The sequence below is a fragment of the Oscillatoria sp. HE19RPO genome, from assembly GCF_024220515.1.
Taxonomy (GTDB): Bacteria; Cyanobacteriota; Cyanobacteriia; order Cyanobacteriales; family Laspinemataceae; genus Laspinema.
Genome location: NZ_JAMXOT010000429.1, coordinates 1 through 1,989, shown reverse-complemented (window position 1 = coordinate 1,989; position 1,989 = coordinate 1). Strand labels below are relative to the sequence as shown.

Sequence of the window (1,989 nt, the reverse complement as noted above, 5' to 3'; positions counted from 1 at the left end):
CTCAGTGCCTACCTCGATGGTGAGGTGACTGAAACTGAACGTCAGCAAGTGGAAAGCTGGCTCTCCAGTGATGCCTCACTGCGAGATTTACATTCAAAACTCTTAACCCTGCATCAGGAATGGACTGCGCTCCCGGCACCGTCGGAAGCACAACCTGTCGATGCCTTGCTCAATGCGGTATTTAGTCGGATTGACGAAATCGAACAACAAGAAGCCGTCACGCCTCTGGTTGGCGATCGCCCAATTGCCGCTATTCCTGTCGAGCAATTTGAGTTGCTCAGTGCCTACCTCGATGGTGAGGTGACTGAAACTGAACGTCAGCAAGTGGAAAGCTGGCTCTCCAGTGATGCTGCACTGCGTCAGGTCCATTCACGACTCTTAACCCTGCATCAGGAATGGGTTTCCCTCCCGGCACCGATGGAGGCGCAACCTGTAGATGCCTTGCTCAATGGCGTATTTAGTCGGATTGACGAAATCGAACAACAAGAAGCCGTCACGCCTCTGGTTGGCGATCGCGCCGTTGCCGCTATTCCTGCCGAGCAATTTGAGTTACTCAGTGCCTACTTGGATGGTGAGGCAACTCACGCCGAATCTGAACAGGTGGAAAGTTGGCTCTCCAATGATGCTACATTCAGACAGGTCCATTCGAGACTCTTAGCCCTTCGTCAGGAATTCGTCTCCTTACCAGCACCCTTAGAGGCGCAACCAGTCGATGCCTTACTCAATGGAGTCTTTAGTCGCCTTAACCAACTCGAACAATTGGAAGCCAAAATTCCGAGGGTTGGTGAAGGGGAAAATGTCGCAGTTGGGGCAGGGCGATTTGAATTGGTGAGTGCTTATATTGATGGCGAGGCAACTCAGAGCGAACGTCGTCAGGTTCAAGAGTGGCTCGATCGCGATCCCGAGGTGAAACGCCTGTATTTGAACTTGATTAAACTGCGTGAAAGTGTGCAAGTTATGCCTGTTCCTGCGCCGGTGCAACCTGTGCAAGAAACGGTCCAGAACTTGTTCCGACGCCTCGATCGCCAGCGTCAGCGGCGGGTTTTATGGGGTGGCGTGGCGATCGCTGCTTTGGTTTTAGCAGGGCTATCGAGTCTCATCTTCCGCGATCGGACCTACAGTCCTCAAATGGCAACGGTCCCCGCCGAAACCCAAACCCCTTCCGAACGCTTGATGATTGCCTTAAATGGTTCAGTTGTCGAGATTCCGGAAGAGCCAGAAGCCACAGAACCCAAACCCATTGAATCCCGCGCTCTGTTTGTAGAATGATGGAATGATGGGATGCGCTCCATCGGTTGAGTGGGGTGTTTCCACCGGCTGATCAACATCACGAATCTGAAGGTTAATTCGGAAGTGGATTACCCCAGGGTTCAGGTCTCGTTGATGTGAAATGGGCAAAGATAATACAAAGATACCAGAAGATTGGGTGAAAAGAACAAATAAAAAGGGTGTTCCGATCGGCGATCGCCCATAGCTAGAGCTACTCCCTTCACCAAAGGATCAGGCTCAATCTAGCTATGGGCTTTTGCTTGGCATTCTCTCTAGCGCTTCTCAACCCGTTGGAAAATGCTGGAGTGCGAAAAACCCCAGAATGGGTAAGACTGCGGTATAGTTTTAGATCCAAAGGACAAAAAACCAGGTTTCTGCCCTAGATGGGTTACAGAGTAACAGAGATTTTTTCAAGAACGCCGGTTGATCTTCCCTCTCTGAGACTTCTTGCAGAATTGTCTCCAGCCCCCCGGAACTCCCGGAGAGCATGGGGTTGGGGGAATCAATCCGGAATGAAAGCAAGAAATCTACTGTACCCACGCCCTAGAAAAAATCGATGACTGGCATGGACAAAAATGATTTACACTGGCTATAGATATTATTTTTGCCCTAGTTTAATCCGTTAGGGGGATTGCAAAATATAAATCCTCCAAACGTTCAATTGAAAGGAAGGTGTGTGTAGGGGCGCAATGCTTGCGCCCTTAGGGCGCAAGCATTGCG

At 50.5% G+C, this 1,989-nt stretch carries 1 protein-coding gene; it reads left to right on the top strand.

The genetic code is table 11. The annotated features are described in order from the left end of the window. Positions 1–1,269: anti-sigma factor (locus NG833_RS28785; RefSeq protein ID WP_254568698.1), on the top strand; the 1,269-nt coding region annotated here is incomplete at its 5' end. Between the last annotated feature and the right edge of the window lie 720 nt (positions 1,270–1,989).